A 5,142-nucleotide genomic window follows, 5' to 3' on the forward strand; every position below is an offset into this window, starting at 1 on the left:
GCAGGCCTCGACGTCGTTCACGACGACACGGAAGCCGAAGATGTCGGACAACTGCTCGAAGCCGACCGATTTGCGTTCCATCTTGGTCCAGATCGAGAACGGCTTCTTGCGGCGACCATAGACCCGCGCGCCAAGGCCCCGGTGGCGCAGATTGTTGGAGAGCTGGGCCTCGATCTCGCCGATCAGATTGCGGTTCCGCTCGGCGAGCGCATCGAGCCGCTGCATCACCACCGAATAGGCCTCGGGGTCGAGCGTGCGGAAGGACAGATCCTCCAGCTCCTCGCGCATTTCCTGCATGCCCATGCGCCCGGCGAGGGGCGCGTAGATGTCGAGCGTCTCCTCGGCAATGCGCCTGCGCGATTCCGTCGGCACGAATTCCAGCGTGCGCATGTTGTGCAGGCGGTCGGCGAGCTTCACCAGGAGCACGCGGACATCGTCGGCAATCGCCAGCAACAATTTGCGCAGGTTCTCGGCCTGCTTGGCCTCGCGCGACACCAGCTCCAGCCGCTTCAGCTTGGTCAGGCCCTCGACCAGCGCGCCGATCTCGGGCCCGAAGATCTGGTCGATCTCGGCCCGCGTCGCTTCGGTGTCCTCGATCGTGTCGTGCAGCAGCGCGGCCACGATGGTGGCGTCGTCGAGCTTCAGGTCGGTGAGAATCGCCGCCACTTCGAGCGGATGCGAGAAGTACGGATCGCCCGAGGCCCGCGTCTGCGAGCCGTGCGCCTTCATGGCGTAGACATAGGCGCGGTTCAGCAGATCTTCGTTGGTGTTGGGATTGTAGGACCTGACGCGCTCGACGAGGTCATATTGACGCATCATGCGCGCACGCGGCCTGGCCGGGCGTGCCACCGGCGCAGTCGGGGCCACGGCAACCGATTCGGTTGCGGCCTGCATCTGCGTTGGTCTGCGGCGTCGATACACCATGCCGTCCTGCCTTCAAACGGACCTCAAGGCGGCCCGTTGTATACATCTTAGCTCCGATCCCGCGCGCGTCCGATCAATTCGGTGACAGGCGTGCAGCGCGAACCGGCAACACTATGGTAACCACGAAAACGCCAACAAAAGCAAAGGCCCGAACACAGGTTCGGGCCTTTGATAAGATCACAAGAATTCGACGATTGCGACGGGACGATTTACTCGTCTTCCTCGGGCTGCTCTTCCGGCGGCGCGAGGCCTTCGAGGCCCTTCAGGAGCTCCTCTTCGGTCATGCGCTCAACGGCAACTTCGGTATCGTCCGCATCGACGCTGGCGCCGGCGGAACCGATCAGCGGCACCGTGTCGGGCTCGGGCTCGTCGACCTCGACGAACTTCTGGAGCGAGTGCACCAGCTCCTCGCGGAGGTCCTCCGGAGAGATGGTCTGGTCCGCAATTTCACGCAGAGACACAACAGGGTTCTTGTCGTTATCGCGGTCAACCGTTAGTTGTGAACCCGACGAAATCATGCGGGCACGGTGGGYGGCCAGCAGGACCAGGTCAAACCGGTTATCGACCTTGTCGATGCAATCTTCTACGGTGACGCGAGCCATGGACTGTCGCTCCGTTGTGGGTGGGACGAAATATGTGGATGATTGGGGCTAGTTATAGGGACCAAGACAATTTCGCAAGGCCAATTTGTAATTTGGCCTCGCCAAATGGCTCTGCTACCCCCACATTGGGGCTGGGATGGGCGATTTCCCGGGCTGCCATTGAGGGCGGCCCCGGGTGTTTGAGAGTTCGCCATAACTATACCTTGATTGCCCCGACTTCTCCGGATTTGCGGTTTCGACGGGTTTCGGCGGCACTCTAGAACTGCGCGGCCTGCTGCAGCGCCAACAATAAACGATCAATCACGAGCACTTCGCGAGCAAACTGAATGTCACCTTCTCCTACCAACAAGATCGCGCTCTTCATCGACGGGGCCAATCTCTACGCGACGGCGAAAACTCTGGGCTTCGACATCGACTACAAGCGCCTGCTGAAGGAGTTTCAGAGCCGCGGGACGCTGTTGCGGGCGTTCTATTACACCGCCATCATCGAGGATCAGGAATACTCCTCGATCCGCCCGCTGATCGACTGGCTGGACTACAACGGCTACACCGTCGTCACCAAGGCGACCAAGGAGTTCATCGACGCCTCCGGCCGCCGCAAGGTCAAGGGCAACATGGACATCGAGCTCGCCGTGGACGCCATGGAGCTCGCCGAGCACATCGACCAGATGGTGCTGTTCTCCGGTGACGGCGACTTCCGCTCCCTGGTCGAGGCCGTCCAGCGCCGCGGCGTGCGGGTCACGGTGGTCTCGACCATCGCCAGCCAGCCGCCGATGATCGCCGACGAGCTGCGCCGCCAGGCCGACGTCTTCACCGACCTCGTCGAGCTGCAGTCCAAGCTCGGTCGCGACCCGTCCGAACGCCCCGCCCCGCGCGATCGCGGCGATCGCGAGGCCCGCCACCACGCCCCGCAATTCCTCCAGCGCGCGACCACGATGGCGCCGAGGGGCGATGACGACTTTGAGGAGTGAGGCGGCCCGGTCAGGCCGCCAGCCCCCCACCCTCGTCCCCGACCGTGACTGTCCGCTCTGTCCGCGCCTGGTCGCCTTTCGCGAGGCGAACCGCGCGCGCGAGCCGTCCTGGCACAACGCGCCGGTCGCGCCCTTCGGTGACATCAAGGCGCGTCTCCTGATCGTTGGCCTCGCACCGGGCATGCAGGGCGCCAACCGCACCGGCCGTCCCTTCACCGGCGACTATGCCGGCGACCTGCTCTACGCCACGCTGCTCGAATACGGCTTTGCCAAAGGCTCCTACCAGGCGCGCCCCGATGACGGGCTGAAGCTGGTCGACTGCCGCATCGCCAATGCCGTGCATTGCGTTCCGCCGCAGAACAAGCCGCTGCCGGTCGAGATCAACACCTGCCGCCAGTTCCTCGCGGCGAATCTCGCGACGATGCCGAAGCTGCGCGCGATCGTCGCGCTTGGACGCATTGCTCACGACACAGTGCTCAAGCCGCTGAACCTGAAGGCCTCGCAAGCCCCCTTCGGCCACGGCGCGGTGCATCAGGCCGGCGCGTTCAGGCTCTACGACAGCTATCACTGCTCGCGCTACAACACGAACACCGGCGTGCTGACGCCGGACATGTTCCGGTCCGTGTTCGCGAAGGTGAAGGCCGACCTGGACTAGCCCTCGGTCTAGCCTTTGACGGGATTGGCCTTCAGCCAGTCCAGGACATCGCCGGCGTTCCGGTCGGGCGGAAACACCGGATAGAACACATGCGAGACCTTGGCGTCGTCGATGATCAGCGCGAGGCGCTTGATCAGCGTCAGGCCTGCGACCTCCATGGTCGGCAGTTTGAGGGCGCGCGTCAGCGCCAGCTTCTCGTCCGACAGCACCGGAAACGGCAGATGCAGGCGCGAGGCCATCTCGGTCTGGTATGCGTTGCTCTGGGTCGAGAGGCCGAACACATGAGCGGCGCCGGCGGCCTTCAGCTCGGCGAACAGATCGCGAAACGCGCAGGTCTGCGGCGTGCAGCCCCGCGCGCCCGGGATCATGTCCCAATCGTCGACCAGCGAGATCTTGCCGGGCTCGCCGGTGCGCGGATAGGCGAACACCACGGTACGGCCGGACAGCGCCGACAGCATCACTGACGTGTCGTCGGTCGCGAGCAGGCCGATCGCGGGCAGCGTCATGCCCGGCAGGTGCGCGGCGCCGCCATCATCGGCCGGCGCCGGAATCTTGCTCCAGTCGACCTCGAGCAGGTTCTTCTGATTCATCCCGCTATCCCCTCGCCCTGAGCAGGCGGCCCTTCTCCCGGCTCCAGTCGCGCTTCTTCTCGGTCTCGCGCTTGTCGTGCAGCTTCTTGCCTTTCGCAACCGCCAGCTGCAGCTTGGCCCGACCGCGCTCGTTGAAGTAGAGCTTGAGCGGGATCAGCGTCATGCCCTCGCGGTCCACCGCGCCGATCAGCTTGTTGATCTGCCGGCGATGGAGCAGCAGCTTTCGCGGCCGCTTGGGCTCGTGGTTGAAGCGGTTGCCCTGGAGATATTCGGGAATGGTGGCGTTGATCAGCCAGATCTCGCCGTTCTTCGAGTCGGCGTAGGATTCCGCGATCGTGCTCTTGCCGTTGCGGATCGACTTGACCTCGGTGCCGGTCAGCGCAATGCCCGCCTCGACCGTATCCTCGATCGCATAGTTGAAGCGGGCCTTGCGATTTTCCGCCATGACCTTGATTGGTCGTTCGTTCTTGTCGGCCATGGCAAAAAAACCCGAGTGAGATACGCGCGGACGCTAACAGTTTGGGTGAAGCGTGCGCGTCAAGACTTCTTGAGGAGATCGCGGATCTCGGTCAGCAGCTCGACCTCGGCCGACGGCTTCGGCGGAGCGGCCGGTGCCGCCTCCTCCTTGCGCTTCAGCGTGTTGATGGCGCGGATCACCAGGAACAGCACGAAGGCAATGATGATGAAGTTGATCGTCAGCGTGAGGAAGCTGCCCCAAGCCAAGACCGCGCCTTGCTTTTTAGCATCCGCCAAGTTGGTGGCGGTGACCGCCTTCGACAAGGGGGTAAAGTAGTTCGAGAAGTCGAGCCCGCCGGTGACGGCGCCGATCAAGGGCATGATCACGTCGCCGACCAAGGAAGTCACGATGGCGCCGAAGGCCGCGCCGATGATGACGCCGACCGCGAGATCGACGACGTTGCCCTTCATGGCGAACTCGCGGAACTCCTTGAGCATCCGCCTGCCCGTTTCGTCGACCCCGCTCATGAAAGGCTCCCCGGAAAGGCTACCGTGTCAGTTGATCAGGCCGGCGTGCACCATGGCGCTGCGCACGGCAACGCGCGTCGGCTCGGACACCGGCACCATCGGCAGCCGCAGCGTCTCGTCGAGCTTGCCGAGCAGCGACATCGCGTACTTGATCGGCGCCGGATTGCTCTCGATGAAGAGGTTGTTGTGCAGCGGCATCAGCTTGTCGTGCAGCTTCAGCGCGGTGGCATGATCGCCCTTCTGCCAGGCGGTGTGGAACTCCGAGCACAGCCGCGGCGCGACGTTCGAGGTCACCGAGATGCAGCCATGGCCGCCATGGGCCATGTAACCGAGGATGGTCGCGTCCTCGCCCGAGAGCTGGTTGAAATCCTCGCCCATCGCCGCACGCTGCTGCGACACGCGGACCATGCTGGCGG

At 64.0% G+C, this 5,142-nt stretch carries 8 protein-coding genes; 2 read left to right on the forward strand and 6 right to left on the reverse strand.

Annotation, left to right across the window (positions count from 1 at the left end):
- A partial coding sequence (locus AC1D00_RS25740) for an HD domain-containing protein (protein WP_477012586.1) occupies nucleotides 1-924 on the reverse strand: 924 nt, incomplete at its 3' end.
- 209 nt (nucleotides 925-1,133) lie between these two features.
- Nucleotides 1,134-1,526 carry a DNA-directed RNA polymerase subunit omega gene (rpoZ, locus tag AC1D00_RS25745; RefSeq protein ID WP_477012587.1) on the reverse strand — a complete coding sequence of 131 codons (393 nt, stop codon included), beginning with the start codon at nucleotides 1,524-1,526 and terminating at the stop codon, nucleotides 1,134-1,136.
- 326 nt (nucleotides 1,527-1,852) lie between these two features.
- Here rpoZ and AC1D00_RS25750 point away from each other — a divergent pair, with 326 nt between their 5' ends.
- Nucleotides 1,853-2,497 carry a LabA-like NYN domain-containing protein gene (locus AC1D00_RS25750; RefSeq protein ID WP_092193220.1) on the forward strand — a complete coding sequence of 215 codons (645 nt, stop codon included), beginning with the start codon at nucleotides 1,853-1,855 and terminating at the stop codon, nucleotides 2,495-2,497.
- Nucleotides 2,478-3,152, forward strand: coding sequence for a uracil-DNA glycosylase (locus tag AC1D00_RS25755; RefSeq protein ID WP_477012588.1), 675 nt, complete (start codon nucleotides 2,478-2,480; stop codon nucleotides 3,150-3,152). Before AC1D00_RS25750 ends, AC1D00_RS25755 begins: the two co-directional genes overlap by 20 nt.
- Before the next feature lie 8 nt (nucleotides 3,153-3,160).
- Here AC1D00_RS25755 and AC1D00_RS25760 read toward each other — a convergent pair whose 3' ends face one another.
- From AC1D00_RS25760 to AC1D00_RS25775, 4 genes are all read right to left on the reverse strand, one after another.
- A complete protein-coding gene (locus AC1D00_RS25760; RefSeq protein WP_477012589.1) occupies nucleotides 3,161-3,742 on the reverse strand; it encodes a peroxiredoxin in 582 nt (193 codons plus the stop codon).
- 4 nt (nucleotides 3,743-3,746) lie between these two features.
- Entirely contained in the window at nucleotides 3,747-4,220 is a 474-nt protein-coding gene (smpB, locus tag AC1D00_RS25765) for an SsrA-binding protein SmpB (protein ID WP_092193226.1), read from the reverse strand.
- Between the two features lie 59 nt (nucleotides 4,221-4,279).
- A complete protein-coding gene (gene mscL, locus AC1D00_RS25770) occupies nucleotides 4,280-4,696 on the reverse strand; it encodes a large conductance mechanosensitive channel protein MscL (protein ID WP_027547170.1) in 417 nt (138 codons plus the stop codon).
- Between the two features lie 57 nt (nucleotides 4,697-4,753).
- A partial coding sequence (locus tag AC1D00_RS25775) for a dihydrodipicolinate synthase family protein (protein WP_477012590.1) occupies nucleotides 4,754-5,142 on the reverse strand: 389 nt, incomplete at its 5' end.

Source organism: Bradyrhizobium sp. P2_E8, assembly GCF_056403875.1.

Bases quoted from the DNA above. Each gene is read 5' to 3' on its own strand.
- AC1D00_RS25750 (WP_092193220.1), top strand. From the start codon at position 1,853: ATGTCACCTTCTCCTACCAACAAGATCGCGCTCTTCATCGACGGGGCC.
- AC1D00_RS25755 (WP_477012588.1), top strand. From the start codon at position 2,478: ATGACGACTTTGAGGAGTGAGGCGGCCCGGTCAGGCCGCCAGCCCCCC.
- AC1D00_RS25760 (WP_477012589.1), bottom strand. From the start codon at position 3,742: ATGAATCAGAAGAACCTGCTCGAGGTCGACTGGAGCAAGATTCCGGCG.
- smpB (WP_092193226.1), bottom strand. From the start codon at position 4,220: ATGGCCGACAAGAACGAACGACCAATCAAGGTCATGGCGGAAAATCGC.
- mscL (WP_027547170.1), bottom strand. From the start codon at position 4,696: ATGCTCAAGGAGTTCCGCGAGTTCGCCATGAAGGGCAACGTCGTCGAT.